Raw genomic sequence first — 15,915 nt, 5'->3', positions numbered from 1 at the left:
GGTCGTCTGACCGACGAGTGAGGGGCGCTCCGTTCGTGGAGCGCCCCTCTTGTCGTGTCTGGCTCAGCCCAGCGCCGGGTAGTCGACGTACCCCTCGGCGCCGCCGCCGTAGAAGGTCGCCGGGTCCGGCTCGTTGAACGGGCCGCCGGAGCGCAGGCGCGCGGGCAGGTCGGGGTTGGCGATGAACGCCCGGCCGAAGGCGACCGCGTCGATCAGGCCCGCGCCGAGCAGCCGTTCGGCCTTCTCGGCCGTGTACGCGCCCGCGCCGATGATCGGGCCGGGGAAGGCTGCGCGCAACCGGGCGCGGAAGTCGTCGTCGAGGGCGGGGCCGCCGGCCCAGTCCGGTTCCGACAGGTGCAGATAGGCCAGGTCGCGCCGCGCCAGTTCTCCGGCGAGGTGGAGTCCGGCCTCGCCGCCCCCCAGGTCCTCCAGCCCGTTGAACTTTCCGACGGGGGAGACGCGGATGCCGACGCGGTCGGCGGACCACGCGTCCGTCACCGCGTCGACGACCTCCAGGGTCAGCCGCTCGCGGTTCTCGACCGAGCCGCCGTACGCGTCGTCGCGGTGGTTGCTGACGGGGCTGAGGAACTGGTGCAGCAGATAGCCGTGGGCGGCGTGGATCTCGACGAGGTCGAAGCCCGCCTCGCGCGCGTTGACGGTCGCTCGGCGGTAGTCCTCGACCGTCTGCGCGATGCCGCGGGCGGTGAGCGCCTGCGGCGTCGGGCAGTTGACGCGCTGGGGCCGGCCGTCCTCGCCGCGCACGGTCGTGCGGTTGCGGTAGGGCAGGGCGGACGCCGACACGGGCGGCTCGCCGTCGTGGAAGGACTCGTGCGACACCCGTCCGACGTGCCACAGCTGCGCCGCGATCCGTCCGCCCGCCGCGTGCACCGCATCGGTCACCTCCCGCCACGCCGCGACTTGCTCGAGGGTATGGATGCCGGGGGTGTCCATGTAGCCCTTGCCCCACGTCGAGACCTGCGTTCCCTCCGACACGATCAGTCCCGCGGAGGCGCGCTGGACGTAGTACTCGCGCGACAGCTCGCTCGCCGTGTCGCCCGGCGGCGTGGCGCGCATGCGGGTCAGGGGCGCCATCACGACGCGATGCGGCAGCGCCACCGCGCCGAGGGTCACAGGTTCGAAGAGAGTGCTCACGTGAGGCTCAACCGCGAAGTGAGGCAGCTATTCCAGAGTCTCCTACGCTGTGATGGGCAGGCTTTAACTAGCCTAGTTTCGTACACAAAATTATGCTATTTTTGTGTACGAAACAGGTTGGGGGGTGTTTCTGTTGGATGTGCAGGTACACGAGTCGGCGCTCAAACATGGCTTGGACGCCGACGAAGTGGTCCGTATGTGGACGGAAGGCACTGAGGAGACGGTGATCGACGATGATGAGCCGCCGCGATATATGCGTCTTGCGTTCGACAGCGCGGCCCGACCCTGGGAGTTGGCGGCGTTGAGTTTCGGGAACGGCTCGCGCTACCTCGTGATCCATGCGATGCCCGCCCGTCGGGCAGTGGTGGCCAAGATGCAGAGGAGGTCGAGATGAGTGACAAGATCGCGAAGCCGGTGAACGGTTCCTATGGTGTGATCGACGGTGTGGAGATCACCGAGGAGGTGATCGCCCGCCTCGCCAAGAACGCAGAGGACGGATTCCCTGGCGCGGCGTTCCGTTCGCCAGGGCGTCCGTCGCGTTCTGGTGAGCAGACGAAAGCGGTGACGGTACGTCTGAGCGAGTCCGAGCTCGCTGCGGTGATGGCCCGCGCTGAGAGGGAGCAGCGCACTCGCTCGGAGGCGATCCGCGCCGCGCTCGCGGAGTGGGCGCACGCGACCGCTTGACGGAATCACGGCTGGACTGCCTGCCGCAACCCTTCCTCGGTGAGTTCCAGCCAGACGTCGATGTCGAGTCTTTCCAGGAAGTCGTCGTCATGGCTGACCACGATGAGGCCGGAGCGGTTGGAGGACAGGGCTGAGACGAGCGCGTCGACGGAGTCGAGGTCGAGGTGGTTGGTCGGCTCGTCGAGCACCAGCAGGTGATGGGCGGGCTCGGCCAGCAGCAGCCGCGCCAGCGCGACCCGGAACCGTTCGCCGCCGGACAGGTCGCCGACGCGGCGCCCCACCTCCTCCCCGCGCAGCAGGAAGCGCGCTAATTGGGCGCGCACCTGGCCGACAGGGGCGTCCGGGCAGGCCGAACGCACGGCCTCCAACGCGCTGACGGCGTCGTCGAGGTCGCCGAGCCGCTGGTCGAGATAACCGATCCGGTCGGTGTGGGCGAGCGCCCGCGCCGACCCGGGACGCAGGCCGCGGCCCATCAGCTCGCGCAACAGCCGGGTCTTGCCGATCCCGTTCGCGCCGGTCAGGGCGATGCGCTCGTCGCCGCGCGACTCCACGACGAGATCGCCATCGGAGAACTCGGCCAGTCGTCGGCGCGGCGACAGCCCGGGATCGGGCAGGTCGACGCGGATCGTCCGGTCGTCGCGGATCGCCTCGGCGGCCGACCGGGCGGCCTGACGGGCGTCGTCCAGCCGGTCCTCGGCGACGCCGCGCACTCGGGCGGCGCTGTTCTCGGCCTGGAACTTGCGGGTGTTCGCGAGGATCTTCGGCACCCGCTTCTCCCGACCGGCCTTCGCCCCCTGCTTCTGCCGGTGCGCGAGCCGGGTCTCCAGCTCGACGCGCTGGCGCTTCTCGGCGCGCAGCCGTTGCTCGGCAGTCCGCAACGTTCGCTCGGCGGCCTCCTGCTCGACCGCCAGGTGCTCGCGCCACGCGTGGTAGCCGCCGCCGAAGACGGTCAGGCCGCCCGCGTGCAGTTCCGCGGTCGCGTCCATCAGGTCGAGCAGGGCGACGTCGTGGCTGACGACGATCAACGTGCCCGGCCAGGTGGCGATCTGCTCGTGGACGCGCCGCCGCGTGTCGCGGTCGAGGTTGTTGGTCGGCTCGTCGAGGACGGTCACCGAGGCCCGTCGCGCGCGCAGGCCGGTGAGCGCGGCGAGCACGACCTCGCCGCCGCTCATCTGGGCGACCGGCCGGTCGAGGTCGAGCCCGTCCAGCCCGACGGCGGCGAGCTCGGCCGCGCAGCGCTCATGGACGTCCCAGTCGTCGCCGACGGCGTCGAAGCAAGCCGGGTCGGTGCTCCCGTCTTCGATGGCGGCCAGGGCCTCCACGACGTCGCGCACGCCGAGCAGGTCGGCGAGGGTCGCCCCGGGGAGACGATGGACGGCCTGATCAAGATAGGCGATGTCGCCGTCGACGCTCACCGACCCGTCGGTCGGGGCGAGCTCGCCGACGATCAGGCGCGACAGCGTCGATTTGCCGACGCCGTTCGCGCCGACGAGCCCGGTGCGGCCGTGGCTGAACACGCCGCTGACGTGATCGAGCGCGCCCGTGCCGTCGGGCCAGGAGAGACAGAGGCCGTCGAGGACGACGGCGGGGTGGATCGAGGCAGGCATGAGGCTCCCGGTGAATCAGGCGCGCTGACCGCTGTGAGCCCCTTCCCGGGGTCGCCGAATCAGCGCACGGATTGTGCGAGAAGTCGAGGCGAGTTCTTCACCGGGAGATCCTTCGTGAGGCGATGGGCCATGCTCAGGCTACGGCATGGGCGGTCGACGCGGAAAGCGTCGCGTCTCGATTTTGCGGAGGTAGTCCTTGCGCAGACGCTGTGTGGTGCGGAAGAAGTAGAGGTCGGAACGTGACAAGGCGTTGTCGGCCGATTTGGCTCTCAACAGTTCCAGAGCGCAGAAGAAGTCAGCGGTTTGGAACAAGCGGTACTGCGCGGGTTGGACGTTCTTGAATTGCGGGCGGAAGAAGAAGGAGTTGAGCACCGTGTTCAGCACCTCGGTGATCTGGTGTTGACCGTTGTCGTAGTAGACGACCACGCGGTCGAAGGATAAGAAGTAGGTGGCGTTCTCTCGCAAGAACTCGGCGAGCGCTCGGGACAGCGCCGCGATGAGCGTCTGGGGTTCGGGGTGCTCCCTCCTGCGCAGGCAGAACGACGTGTAGCTGATGGGGGCTTTGACGGAGAAGGCGTAGATCCGAGTGAATACGGCTTTGCGCAACTCGACAGGGAGTCCCCGATATTCCTCCTCGTTGCGGATCAGCGCCCCGGTGTGAACCGTATGACTGCGCTCGAACCCGACGTCGCTCAGCGACTGGTCGAGGCGGTCTATCTGAGCCGTGATGCTCACGTCTTGCTGGTGGAAGACGAGCGAGAGGACGTAGTAGCCCGACGAGCTTCGAGCCGAAGTCGCCCGACTTGTCGACGAAGATGCTCAACTCCCACATACTTCGTACCGTGAGAACTGAAGTGCCGGGGGAATTCCCCCGGCATCAGGTGGGCCAAGACCTTGCGGCCAACCCAGTGCCGACCACGCTACACGCATCGGCGGCGACGTTCAACGGGAAGGCTGACGATTCTCACGGTTCTCTCCTCGTGCCGGCGGGTCCCTTCCCAGACCAGCAGATCGTCGAGTCGATGTCCAGGAAATGTGTCAGCTGGCCTCCGCGTGACCTGTCCCGCGCTGGATCGTTCAACACAAACGTGGATCTGACTCGTCGTGCGGTGATTCGTGGGGGTTTGCTGGGGGCAGCGGTGGTGGTCGGGAGCCAGGTGCTCGGGCCGAAGTCGGCGCAGGCGGTGTCCCCGGCGCGGGTCAACGCCCGGCTGGCCGCGCGGAGCACGAGCCTGTCGACCTTCACCGTCACCGAGCCGGACGCAGGCGGCTACCGCAAGGTCACCGTCGCCCCGCCGGACCCGCATATCGTCCGCACCGACCTCGGCGCGCAGGCGGGCGAGGGGCGAGTCACCACGCGCACGCACAAGGCCACGTTCGTCCATCTGACCGACGTGCACGTCATCGACCATCAGTCGCCCGCGCGGCTGGAGTACTTCGACCGGTTCGACGATCCGGGCACGACGGACATCCCGAGCATCGGCGTCTTCACCTCGGCCTACCGCCCGCAGGAGATGCTCACCGCGCAGGTGGCCGACGCCATGGTGCGGGCGATCAACGCCCTCGACGGCGGCCCGATCCTGGGTCAGCCGCTGCAGTTCGCGATCCAGACCGGCGACAACTCCGACAACGCCCAGCGCAACGAGATCCGCTGGAACATCGACATCCTCGACGGCGAGTCGGTCACCCCCGACAGCGGCGCGACCGACCGGTACGAGGGCGTCATGGATCAGGACGCGATCTACTACGACGAGCACTACTGGCACCCCGACGGCACGCCTTCCGGAACGCTCAAAGGCGACGACCACTACCGGACGGACCACGGGTTCCCGACGGTGCCGGGCCTGCTCGACGCCGCGCGCGCGACCTTCCAGGCCGAGGGCCTGACGATGCCCTGGTACAGCGTCTACGGCAACCACGACGCGCTCATGTCGGGCCTGTTCCCGCCGACCACGCTGCCGATGGGCGCGCTGGCCACCGGGAACGTCAAGATCGTCTCGCTGCCGGCGGGCGTCGCCCCGGCCGATGTGGCGGACGCCCTGACCAGCGGCGATCCGCAGGGCCTGGCCGATCTGCTCGGCGGCGACCTGCTCAGCCTGCCGGGCGTGCGGCTGGTCACGGCCGACCCGGAGCGCAGGATGCTCGACCGTCAGGGGCTGGTCGAGGAGCATTTCACCACCACCGGCGAGCCCGTCGGCCACGGGTTCACCGACGAGAACCGGACGCAGGGCACGGCCTACTACTTCTTCGACGTCGGCGACGTCCGCATGGTCGTGATGGACTCGGTCAATGTGAACGGCTACGCCGACGGCTCACTCGACGCCGACCAGTTCGCCTGGCTTCAGCAGACGGTCGAGTCCACGACGGACAAGGCGATCATGCTGTTCAGCCATCACACGTCCGACTCGATGGGCAATCTGTTGGTGGCGACCGGCGGCGACGTCAGCCAGCGAGTCTCCGGCGACGATCTGGTGGCTTACTTGAAGAGCCAGCCGCGCGTGATCGCCTGGGTGAACGGCCACACCCACAAGAACCGGGTGTTCGCCCACGAGGGCACGGGCGACTCGGGCGGTTTCTGGGAGGTCAACACCGCCGCGCACGTCGACTTCCCGCAGCAGTCGCGGGTGATCGAGGTCGCCGACAACCTCGACGGCACGTGGTCGATCTTCGCCACCCTGCTCGACCACGCCGCGCCCGCCGCTTTCGACGGCGACCTCGACAACCCGTTGTCGCTCGCGGCGTTGGCGCGGGAGCTCTCGGCCAACGACCCGCACACCGACCGTGACGTCCACCGGGGCGCCGACGGCGAGCGCAACGTCGAGTTGTTGATCGCCGCGCCTCCGGGCGTCCCGACGGTCGAGATCGAGGTGCCGGGCGATGTCCCGACGTCCACGTCCACGCCGACGGCGACCGGCGGCCTCGGCTCCGGCGGCGGCACGGTCGGCGGCGACGGCTCGCTGCCCGACACCGGCGCCCCGGCGCTGTTGCTCGGCACAGCGGCCGCGGGTCTGGCCGCGGCGAGCGTCGGAGAGACGGTCCGCAAGCACGCGAAGTGGACGGCAAACGAGGAAGAATCACTGAAACCGTAGGATTTTTCTGTCCCGAAATCGAAGTGTAGAACGTCCCGAAATCGAAGTGTAGAACGCTCGGGGCGGTAGAGTGGACGCATGACGGAGACTGTCGCGGAGCCGATGAGGTACCAACGCCGCATCATTGACGACGACCTGGACGCGTTGATGCCGGGCCTGGCGGCGATCAGTATCGAGGGGCCGAAAGCGGTGGGCAAGACGGCTACGGCTCTGACCCGTGCCGCCACGGTCTACGCGCTCGATGACGTTCGACAGCGCCAGATCATCGAAGCGAGCCCCGATCGCCTGACGCGGGGACAGCCGCCGATCCTCGTTGACGAATGGCAGAAATGGACGCCGAGTTGGGACATGATCCGGCGGGCCGTCGATGAGAACCCCGCGCCGGGACGCTTCCTGCTCACCGGTTCCGCCGCGCCGAGCGGGGCCGACACGCACTCGGGCGCCGGGCGGATCGTTCCTATCCGTATGCGTCCGTTGTCGTTGGCCGAGCGCGGCTTTTCCGCCTCAGTGAGTCTCGCCGAGTTGTTGACGGGCTCACGTCCGAGTATTTCTGGCGCCACGTCGGTCACGCTCGACGACTATGTCGCCGAGATTCTCGGCGGTGGGTTTCCTGGGATGCGAGGACGGACGGACCGTCAGATCCGTGCGGCGCTCGACGGCTACCTGGAGAGGGTCATTGATCGGGACTTCCCCGAGCAAGGGGTGACACTCCGGCGACCCGACACGCTGCGGGCGTGGATGCGGGCGTACGCTGCGGCCACGTCCACCACGGCCTCCTTTGAGACCATCCGTGACGCCGCCACGCCGGGTGTCGGGAACAAGCCGTCGGCCAGCACGACTTTGCCGTGGCGCGATCTTCTGACCAGGCTGTGGATTCTGGACCCTGTGCGGGCGTGGGTTCCTTCGCATAACAAGCTGAGAGAGCTGTCCTCGTCGGACAAACATCACCTCGCCGACCCCGTGCTGGCGGCGCGACTCCTGCAGATGACGCCGCGAAAGTTGCTGGGGGGTGACGAGCCCGAGCCTGCCGTCCCCCGCGACGACACGTTCCTGGGGGCGCTGTTCGAGAGTCTCATCGCGTTGAATCTGCGTGTCTACGCGCAGGCTGCCGAGGCTGAGGTGCGTCATCTGCGCACTCAACGGGGTGGACATGAGGTCGACTTCGTCGTCATCGGCCCGGATGGCGGCATGGTGGCGGTGGAGGTCAAACTCTCCGCGACTGTCGCGGACGATGACGTCAAACATCTCGCCTGGTTGAGAAACCGGGTCGGGAGCCAGCTTCTCGACGCGGTGGTGGTCACGACCGGGACCGAGGCGTACCGGCGCGACGACGGCGTCGCTGTGGTGCCTGCCGCGTTGTTGGGGCCGTAGATGAAGCGCCGGTCGGGCTGAGGCGGGGCACGCATACAGTGAACGCTGTGACTGAGGACAGTGCGAAGATCGACGCGGAGCAGGCCGTTCCCAGATCGAAGGTCAAGTCTGTCGTCGTGCTGCTCGTCACGGCGGTGGTGGGGGTGCAGCTGTACGGGGTGACGATCACCTCGCTGCCGGCCGACGCGGCCCCGAAGCTCTTGCGCGATCTCGCCTACGCGGTCACCCCGTCGTATTTCGAGGAGGAGTGGAAGCTCTTCGCGCCGAACCCCATCTCCGTCGACCGCTCGCTCATGGTGCAGGCGGCGTGGAAGGACGGCGAGACGGTGGTCGAGGGGGAGTGGATCGATCTGACGGCCATCGACAATTCTGTGGTGCGCCACCACGTCGGCGCGCCGCGGGCGGCCTATCTGACGGGCCGGATCGCTGGGACGATCGACGCGGGGTGGCGCAATGTCACGCGTGAGATTCGGGCCGAGGTCGCGCAGGAGACCACTCCTGAGTCCCCGCTGAGCACCGACGCGTTGCGGACGCGGCTGGAGGACGACGAGGTGGCGGCGGACCGGATCGCTCTGGTGGTGGATTTCGACGTGGCGGCCATGACCTATACGACCGACGCGCTACGGGCGTTGAACCCCGGCCGTGAGTTGGTGGCGGTGCGGTACGGGGTGCAGGCGACGACGGTCCCGCGCTGGAACCTTCGTGACGAGATGACCCCGACGAGCATTCCGCCGACGGCGGGTCCCTGGCGTGTCCCGGCGGAGGACGACCGGCAGCGCCGGGAGAGCGTCGCCTCCTACCTGGAGCGTCACCGGTGAGCGCGCGGATGGCCGTCGGCGAGTCGGTGGACTGGCTGGTCGACCGTGTGACGGAGAAGCGCTGGTCGACCTTCGGGCTTGCGGCCACGCGCGTCACCCTGGCCGCGACGATCCTCCTGCAGACGCTCTCGGGCTTGCCGGAGCTGCAGTACACCTGGGGCGTCGGACAGCGGTGGGCTGAGACCACGCACACGCGCCAGGGGGTGGTCGGGTGGGCGCCCTGGCTGCCGCAGTATCCGGCGTGGGCGGCGGTGGCGGTGGTGGCCGCGATGATCGTCGCGGCGGTCGCGATGATGCTCGGCTGGCGCACCCGCGTCACGGTGGTGCTGATGGTGGCGCTCTGGGGGGTGACGATGGACGCCTCGCCGATCTTGCGGTCCGGCGGCGAGGACGTGGTGCGGCTCATCCTCTTCTACCTGATGTTCGCCGACAGCGGCCGTGCCTGGTCCCTCGACGCCCGCAGGCGTCGGAAGGCCGAGGCGCCGGAGCGCCGAGGCGAGTGGCTGTCCATCCTGTTCAACAACCTCGCCGTGGTCCTCATCGCGCATCAGATCGTGATGATCTACGTCGGCGGAGCGTTGTGGAAGTTCGCCAGCGATGTGTGGCTCGACGGCACGGCGGTCTACTACCCGTTGCAGGTGAGCCAGTACTCGCCGTGGGTCCACGAGCTGGGCTGGCTGTACAGCTGGCCGGTGTTCGTGATGGGGGCGACCTGGACGGCGATGCTCGTCCAGATCGCCTTCCCGCTCATGCTGCTGACCCGTCGGACCCGGATCGTCGGCTTCGTGCTGGTCACGGCGACCCATATCGGCATCGGCGTGCTGATGGGCCTCATGTACTTCTCACTGGCGATGATCGCCGCCGACGCGGTCCTCATCAGCGACACGTCGTGGCGTACGTCACGTGAGACGGTGAGGAAGTGGTGGAAAAGGCTGGAATCTCAGGGAACTGACGGCGGATCACCCGACAATCACCCGCCGTCTAACCCGTGAGATGTCGGAGTGACCCTGAGATTGTGGTTAAGATGTTCCAGGGCATCGCCGCACAACGGTGTTGTCTGGGTAGTCCACGCAGGGGCGGGAGAGTCATCCTGTCCCGCCCGCAATGCATGAATGAGGAGTCTTCTCGGATGAAGAACATCGGCAAGAAGGTGATCGGCGTCGGCGTCGCGACGCTGTTGGTCACTGGCGTCGCCAGCATGAACGCTGGTGCCGCCACCGTGACTGACTACAGGTCCTACACGGAGGCGCAGTACATCAGCGGTTCCGGATCGCTGCTCGGCGACAACCTGACCGACCCGCTGGTCGACACGCTGGCGGAGGGCGAGGCCGACAACGGCGGCGCCGACGCCACGACCGGCGCCTGGGCTCTGGTCGACACCGAGAACGGCACCGAGGAGACCTCGGGCCCCTACTGGGCCTCGGGCGCGCTGAACGAGCTCGCCGCTCTGACCGGTCCGCTCGGCGACGCCCTCGGCTCCACGGGCGTCGGCGTCATCGGCAGCTACGCTTACGCGAACCAGAACTACTCGCACGGCGCCTCGGGCCTCGTGACGAACGAGGGCGCGGTCAACGTCGACAGCGCGAGCGCCGACGAGCCGGCCAATGCGACCCTGTCGCTGACCGGTTCGGGCATGCCGCTGGAGCCGCTCAACGCCCTCGCGAACGTCACGGTCGACCTCGGTGCCGCTGCTTCTTCGGCCGAGTTGACCGGTTACGACAAGACCAAGCCCGACAGCGCCGACGAGGCCGTGCTCGATTACGGCATCACCGGTGGCGGGCTGGACATCGAGCTCAACGCCCTGCAGACGCTCGGTAGCGCCATCAACGACCAGATCAGCATCCTCGACACGCTGACCACCATCGACGGCGGCGCGCTGGGCAGCATCAGCGTGTCCGGTATCGACGACATCACCAGCGCCCTGACGAACAGCACCGGCGGAGCGGTCGACATCAACATCATCGGCGACGACGCGGGCCTGATCTCCGTCGACGTCCCGGCGCTGTTGAACGAGATGGGTCTCGACATCAACTCGCTGCCGCGCAACACCGACCTGCTGCACGTGATCCTGGCCGGCTGCGACGACGTCCCGGAGCTCGTCGAGGCTGGCTGCAACGGCACGCCGGGCCTGTTGGGCCAGGTGGACACCTTCCTCGCGAACCTGACCGACAACCTCACCACCGCGATTGGTGCGGTCGGCCTCACGCTGACCCCGCCGCTCGGTGAGCCGGTGGAGATCGATCTCGGCAACCAGCTGTACTCCGCTCTGCTGTCGCCGCTGCAGGATGCGCTCGACACGATCCTGGCGCAGTTGGACGAGCCGCTGGCTGCGGTGGGCGACAACCTCGCCACCGTCACCGACGCCATCGCGGACGTGCTCAGCCTGAACGTCAACGTGCAGCACTACGGCACGGCCGACGACGCCGACGAGGGCAACTACGTGACGACCACGACGGCTGATCGCACGGGCACCGAGGGTGTGTTCTCGATCACCGCACTGCGCGTGGTGCTCCTGGCTGCGGCCGGTGACTCCCCGTTGTTGAGCCTGAACCTGGCCAACTCGCTGGCCGGTTACAACTGGCTCTACGCGTACGACGACAACACGAACGCCGACGCCGATGCGGACACCGACGCTGATGCGGACGCCGACGCTGATGCCGACGCCGACGCGGACGTCAACCTGAACGCCAACGGCGGTCTGGCTGACCAGGCGGTCGACACCCTGCCCAGCACGGGTGCCTCGAACCTCTGGCCGTTCTGGCTCCTCGGTCTGCTGCTGGTCGCCCTCGGCACCGCGGCCATGATCAACGAGAAGCGCCGCGAGGCAGGACTGCTCACGGTGAGCTGACCACCTGATCGCTGACGGATGCCGGTGGCCCCGAGGGGGTCACCGGCATCCGCCATTTCCCCCATCCAAATGATCTGGGGGGTGAAGTCCCCGAGTCCCACCACTCCGTCTTTGCCCGGGCGACGGTCGTCCCGTGCCACGTGCAGGCAACACGTCTTGCACACCGCGCACCCGCCAGCTCGTCTGCCCATGTCGCTTCTGACTCGCATAGGGCACCACTGGCCTGTCGGCCTCGCCTCCTGTTGAATACCGACTATGGAATCCTCCGCACTGCCTCCGTGTCCCGACTGCGCGAGCGAGTACGCCTACGAGCAGGGCGCGTTGCTCGTCTGCCCGATGTGCGGGCTGGAGTGGTCGCCTCAGGAGGCGGCCGAGGCGGAGGCGGCGGCTCTCGTGCGGGACTCGGTGGGCAATGTGCTGAACGACGGCGACACGGTGACCCTGGTCAAGACGGTCAAGGTGTCCGGCGGGGGCGGCGGCTCGATCAAGGTCGGCACGAAGGTCACCGGCATCCGGCTCACCCAGGACTCCGGCGACGGCCACGACATCGACGCGAAGGTCCCCGGCTTCGGCAAGATGAAGCTCAAGTCGAGCGTGGTCAAGCGAGCCTGAGACATCACGCTGTGAGACGGGGAGCGCACATGATGGGTCAGAGGGAACGCGGTGAAACGCTCGAAGCCGCCGGTCAGCGCCTCGGCGAACTCCTCGGGGCTGTCGACCCAGGCGACGTCCTCGGGCTCGACGAAGTCGGGCAGGTCGTCGGGGCGGTGGGTGCCGGCCGGGATGACGGCGACCGGCGGGCCTTGCGGGTTGAGCGCCAAGAACCTCCCGGCCCCGCAGAGGTCGTAGACGAAGGCGCCTCGGCGTCGCTCAGCGAGGCGTGCCAGATGCCGCCGCCGACCGGGCACTCCTGGTCGAGGGCGTCGAGGTGGAATCGGACCAGCGGCCGTCGAACGCGAGATCGCCGTCGGGACCGGTGAGGTGGTGGACGCCGTCGTCGCTCGGCGCGAGGCGCAGCCGTCGCCCGTCGAGGAAACGCGCGAGCCCGTCGCAGTCGGCGTCGAGTTGATCGTCACCGTGGCAACGCATGAAGATCAGCGAGAAACCCATATGCGGAACCTACCGAGGCGGCTCAGGGGGGTCGACGGGCCGAGCGGGGGTTTGACCGCGCTCGTCGCCGCGTGCACGGCGGATGTGCTTCTTGCGGACCTTCTTGAGCGCGATCTGCACGGTGTGCTCGGTGACGGGCCGCGTTTTCCCCGTGGGACAGGCCGACTCCTGAGCCGGACGAGGGTGATAGCCGCCCGCCCGCGCGACGGCTTAGAGTGGGCGCATGACCGCCGTCGCCCCGAGCCTGCGTGTCCGCGTCGCCGCAGCGGAGCTGACGCGATGACCACGCTCGCCCACGTGCGCACCGCTGTGCGGCGGCTCGCGGAGGTCGAGCAGGGCACGCACGTCGGCAGGGAGTCGTGGTCGGTGGCCGGTCAGGGCTTCCTCACCGTCACGAAGGAGCGCGACGCCGTCCGGCTGCGCCTGCCCGCCGACGACGCCGAGCGGGTGCTCGTCGACATCCCCGGCGCGACGCGCGTCACGCGCGCCGAGACGACCCTAGGCGTCGAGATTCCGCTCGCGGCGATGAACGGCATGCAGGCCAATGCGGTCATCGGTCGGTCCTGGGCCTTCCGTGCGCCGAAGCGGCTCACGAAGGCTCCGGCGTCAGCCGCCGACGGCGACCTGCCGCGCGCCATCGGCCGTCCCGCCACCTCGGCGCTCCACGCGGCCGGGATCACCACGCTCGACGAGGTCGCCGCACGGCCTCAAGCCGAGATCGCCGCGCTGCACGGCGTCGGCCCGAAGGCGGTCCGGCTGCTCGGCGAGGCGCTCGCCGAACGGGGTATCGACTGGGACTGAGGCTCAGGCGTCGGTCGGACGGTGGAAGGTGACGCTGCGCAGCGTGCCGTCAGCGTCGAACTCGGCGTTCGTCTCCGGCGGCGAGTCGTCGGTCGAGGGCAGCACCGCGCCGACCTTCTTCTGACGCTCCAACTCCTCACGCGCGTCGCCGCGGGTCGGGCTGAACACGTTCTCGACCATGCCCATGCCGTTGCCGCCCGTGCCGAGGCCGTCACGGCCGCCCGGTTGGTCGAGCGAGCGCTGGAACATCCACGTCGCTCCGAAGCCGACCACCAGGATCGTGCCGATGACGAGGACAGGTTCCAACCAAGACATGCCCCGAGCCTACGCCTTCGGGACGACTTTCTGTGAATCGTCTGAAAGCGGACCCTCGACTGCGGGCGGCGCGAGCCAGACCGCGAAGGCCGTGGTGACGGGCACCGCGAGCACCAGTCCGATGGCGCCGACGAGGGTGCGGACGACCTCGTTGGCGATCTGCTCGGCGGTCAGCACCTCCAAGAGCCCCTGCTGGTAGGCGGTGATCAGCAGCATGACGGTCATCGCCGATCCGGCGTACGCGAACACGAGGGTGTAGACGCTGGAGGCGATGTGGTCGCGGCCGATGCGCATGGCCGAGCGGAACAGCTCCCATCGGCCGACGATCGGTTGCAGCGCCCGCATCTCCCACACGGCGCTCGCCTGGGTGACGGTGACGTCGTTGAGCACGCCGAGTCCGGCGATCACCATGCTGGCGGCCACGATTCCCTGGAATCTCAGGTCGGGGACGGTGCCGATGAGGTAGAGGTCGTCCTCGGAGGAGACGCCGGTCAGCTGGGCCCAGTGCGTGCCGACCACCCCGAGCAGCGCGGTGAAGGCGATGCCGAAGAGCGTGCCGAAGAGGGCCGAGGTGGTGCGGATCGAGACGCCGTGGGCGAGATAGAGCACCGCGATCATGATGCCGGTGGACCCGACGATCGCGACGAGCAGCGGCGACTCGCCCGCGAGGATCGCCGGCAGCACGAATTTCATCAGTGCGAACACGGTGACCCCGATGCCGACGATGGCCAGCGCGCCGCGCAGCCGCCCGACGACCGCCACGAGGACCGCGAAGGCCAGCGCCAGCGCCAACAGCGGGAAGCCGCGCTGGAAATCGCGGAACTCGAAAGACGGCTCGTCGGCGTCGGTCGGCTGGAAACGCATCAGACGGATGTCGTCGCCCTCCTCGAGCTCGACGGCGCGGTGGCGGGTCGGGTCGAGCTCGAAACTCGCCTTCTCGCCGCCCTCGTCGACCGTCGCGGTGACGGTACGGCAGTCGCCGGCCGCCGTGGGCTGGTCGTCGATCCCGAAACCGCCGTCGGCGCCGCAGTCCCAGGGCGTGACCGAGGTGACCGTGGCGTCGACCGTGGTGACGCCCTCGCCGGAGTAGGGGCCGGTCGCGTGCGGCACGTCGTCGCTCGACGGCCACAGCACGACCATCGCGACGGCGGTGACGACCGCGATGGCGGCCACCACGCCGAACAGCACGCGGGCGAGCTCGGGACGCGGCGGTCCGCTTTCGGGGGTTCCATGACCATGGCTGTGTGACACGATGACAGCGTGCCACGTGAGACGCGACAGCCCGACGAGACCACGCCGGAACACCTGCCGGGAGGCTCCGGCGGGGTGTGGAAGGTGGGGCGCACCGTGCGCCGTCCGACCGGCCCGTGGACCCCGGCCGTCCACGAGTTGCTCGGCTGGCTCGCGGACGAGGGGCTCGGCGGCGTGCCGCACGTCGGCGGGATCGACGAGGACGGCCGCGAGATCGTCTCCTACATCGAGGGGCGCGGCGTCCCGGCCGACGAGATCGTGCTGGACACGGTGCTCGTCGACGCGGTCGCGTGGCTTCGCGAGTACCACGACCTCGCCGAGTCGTACCGTCCCGACGGCCCGCGCGTCTGGCGGCAGACCGGCGACGATCCGGTGGCCCTGGAGCCGGGGCAGATCGTCTGCCACAACGACCCCGGCGTCTACAACTGGATCATCCAGAGCGGCCGGTTCGTCGCGATGATCGACTGGGACCTCGCCGGTCCGGGCGAGCCGATCGACGACCTCGCGTTCCTGTGCTGGACCGCGATCCCGCTCTCGCGAGACATCGGCTCAGTCGAGGCCGCCCGGCGCCTCGACCTCGTGGCCGACACGTACGCCGAGTGGGGTCCTATGACGTTGCTCGACGCGGTCGAGCGCCGCATGACGACCGCGACCGAGCGCATCGCGGCCGGGATCGAGCGCGGCGACCCCGGCATGCTGCACCTCGCCACGCGCGGCGAGCCGCAGCGCACCCGCGCCCGCCTCGCCGACTTCCGCGCCCGCCGCCGGTCGGTCGAGGCGAGCCTGTCCTGAGACGTCGAGGGAGCGTCCTTCCGACTGGGTGCCCTCATCAATGGGGACGGGATTTGTGGGACGGGGGTGCTCTTTTC

At 68.8% G+C, this 15,915-nt stretch carries 16 protein-coding genes; 10 read left to right on the top strand and 6 right to left on the bottom strand.

Annotation, left to right across the window (positions count from 1 at the left end):
• Positions 1 to 63 precede the first annotated feature (63 nt).
• On the bottom strand, positions 64 to 1,152 hold the full coding sequence (gene nemA, locus QM621_RS12065) for an N-ethylmaleimide reductase (protein ID WP_414990634.1): 1,089 nt from the start codon (positions 1,150 to 1,152) through the stop codon (positions 64 to 66).
• Positions 1,153 to 1,255: 103 nt separating this feature from the next.
• Between nemA and QM621_RS12060 the strand changes: the two genes are divergently transcribed.
• Entirely contained in the window at positions 1,256 to 1,546 is a 291-nt protein-coding gene (locus tag QM621_RS12060) for a hypothetical protein (protein WP_414990633.1), read from the top strand.
• On the top strand, positions 1,543 to 1,836 hold the full coding sequence (locus tag QM621_RS12055) for a ribbon-helix-helix protein, CopG family (protein WP_414990632.1): 294 nt from the start codon (positions 1,543 to 1,545) through the stop codon (positions 1,834 to 1,836). The genes QM621_RS12060 and QM621_RS12055 overlap by 4 nt, the downstream gene beginning before the upstream one ends.
• A gap of 5 nt (positions 1,837 to 1,841) precedes the next feature.
• Here the strand turns inward: QM621_RS12055 and QM621_RS12050 are convergent, their stop codons facing one another.
• Positions 1,842 to 3,443, bottom strand: a complete 1,602-nt coding sequence (locus QM621_RS12050; protein WP_414990631.1) for an ABC-F family ATP-binding cassette domain-containing protein — start codon at positions 3,441 to 3,443, stop codon at positions 1,842 to 1,844.
• Between the two features lie 138 nt (positions 3,444 to 3,581).
• A complete protein-coding gene (locus QM621_RS12045; RefSeq protein ID WP_414990630.1) occupies positions 3,582 to 4,178 on the bottom strand; it encodes a hypothetical protein in 597 nt (198 codons plus the stop codon).
• Positions 4,179 to 4,531: 353 nt separating this feature from the next.
• On the opposite strand from QM621_RS12045, the gene QM621_RS12040 reads away from it, so the two are divergent.
• The 6 genes from QM621_RS12040 (at position 4,532) to QM621_RS12015 (ending at position 12,181) form a co-directional block, all read left to right on the top strand.
• Positions 4,532 to 6,532, top strand: coding sequence for a TIGR03767 family metallophosphoesterase (locus QM621_RS12040; protein ID WP_414990629.1), 2,001 nt, complete (start codon positions 4,532 to 4,534; stop codon positions 6,530 to 6,532).
• A 147-nt stretch (positions 6,533 to 6,679) separates the two neighbouring features.
• Positions 6,680 to 7,903, top strand: coding sequence for an ATP-binding protein (locus tag QM621_RS12035; RefSeq protein ID WP_414990628.1), 1,224 nt, complete (start codon positions 6,680 to 6,682; stop codon positions 7,901 to 7,903).
• A gap of 47 nt (positions 7,904 to 7,950) precedes the next feature.
• A complete protein-coding gene (locus QM621_RS12030; RefSeq protein ID WP_414990627.1) occupies positions 7,951 to 8,721 on the top strand; it encodes a DUF5819 family protein in 771 nt (256 codons plus the stop codon).
• Positions 8,718 to 9,713 (top strand): HTTM domain-containing protein, encoded by a 996-nt coding sequence (locus tag QM621_RS12025; RefSeq protein WP_414990626.1) that lies wholly within the window; start codon positions 8,718 to 8,720, stop codon positions 9,711 to 9,713. The genes QM621_RS12030 and QM621_RS12025 overlap by 4 nt, the downstream gene beginning before the upstream one ends.
• 137 nt (positions 9,714 to 9,850) lie before the next feature.
• The gene (locus QM621_RS12020; RefSeq protein ID WP_414990625.1) at positions 9,851 to 11,569 is read left to right on the top strand and encodes a choice-of-anchor G family protein; all 1,719 of its coding nucleotides are present in this window, start codon (positions 9,851 to 9,853) and stop codon (positions 11,567 to 11,569) included.
• A 255-nt stretch (positions 11,570 to 11,824) separates the two neighbouring features.
• Positions 11,825 to 12,181, top strand: a complete 357-nt coding sequence (locus tag QM621_RS12015; protein WP_414990624.1) for a zinc ribbon domain-containing protein YjdM — start codon at positions 11,825 to 11,827, stop codon at positions 12,179 to 12,181.
• 258 nt (positions 12,182 to 12,439) lie between these two features.
• Here the strand turns inward: QM621_RS12015 and QM621_RS12010 are convergent, their stop codons facing one another.
• Positions 12,440 to 12,679 (bottom strand): hypothetical protein, encoded by a 240-nt coding sequence (locus QM621_RS12010; RefSeq protein WP_414990623.1) that lies wholly within the window; start codon positions 12,677 to 12,679, stop codon positions 12,440 to 12,442.
• A 279-nt stretch (positions 12,680 to 12,958) separates the two neighbouring features.
• Here QM621_RS12010 and QM621_RS12005 point away from each other — a divergent pair, with 279 nt between their 5' ends.
• On the top strand, positions 12,959 to 13,480 hold the full coding sequence (locus tag QM621_RS12005; RefSeq protein ID WP_414990622.1) for a hypothetical protein: 522 nt from the start codon (positions 12,959 to 12,961) through the stop codon (positions 13,478 to 13,480).
• Between the two features lie 3 nt (positions 13,481 to 13,483).
• Here the strand turns inward: QM621_RS12005 and QM621_RS12000 are convergent, their stop codons facing one another.
• Complete coding sequence (locus tag QM621_RS12000; protein WP_414990621.1) at positions 13,484 to 13,795, bottom strand: hypothetical protein; 312 nt, start codon at positions 13,793 to 13,795, stop codon at positions 13,484 to 13,486.
• A 9-nt stretch (positions 13,796 to 13,804) separates the two neighbouring features.
• On the bottom strand, positions 13,805 to 15,046 hold the full coding sequence (locus tag QM621_RS11995; RefSeq protein ID WP_414990620.1) for a YibE/F family protein: 1,242 nt from the start codon (positions 15,044 to 15,046) through the stop codon (positions 13,805 to 13,807).
• 9 nt (positions 15,047 to 15,055) lie between these two features.
• Between QM621_RS11995 and QM621_RS11990 the strand changes: the two genes are divergently transcribed.
• Positions 15,056 to 15,838, top strand: coding sequence for a phosphotransferase (locus tag QM621_RS11990; protein ID WP_414990619.1), 783 nt, complete (start codon positions 15,056 to 15,058; stop codon positions 15,836 to 15,838).
• Positions 15,839 to 15,915: the final 77 nt, after the last annotated feature.

Origin of the sequence: Aeromicrobium sp., assembly GCF_047606445.1 — a bacterium.
Taxonomy (GTDB): domain Bacteria; phylum Actinomycetota; class Actinomycetes; order Propionibacteriales; family Nocardioidaceae; genus Aeromicrobium.
The sequence above is the reverse complement of the archived record's forward strand: the minus strand, read 5'-3'. Positions and strand labels throughout refer to the sequence as shown.